1 pseudogene is annotated in these 203 nt (G+C 45.3%); it reads left to right on the top strand.

What is annotated here, in order from left to right:
* Positions 1 to 203, top strand: a pseudogene (locus tag PsW74_RS29165) (hypothetical protein); the annotation flags it as partial.

Below are 203 nucleotides of genomic sequence, written 5' to 3'. Positions count from 1 at the left end.
ATGGACGACACTGCATGCGCCTGTGGCGCCACAAATACTCTTCAGAATGAATTTGATGACGTAAACGTTGCTGTTTCTGATCTTCAGAATCTTGCTTATGTGCAGCATATGGTGCTGAGCGAGCGGATGAAGAACAGTTGCGAACGTGACGTTTTATTCACTTTGCACTACGCTTTATGTAACCGCCTAGAGGCACTTGATAA

The organism is Pseudovibrio sp. W74 (assembly GCF_001623085.1).
Taxonomy (GTDB): Bacteria; Pseudomonadota; Alphaproteobacteria; order Rhizobiales; family Stappiaceae; genus Pseudovibrio.
Note: the sequence above shows the minus strand (reverse complement) of the source record. Positions and strands in the feature narration are given on the sequence as shown.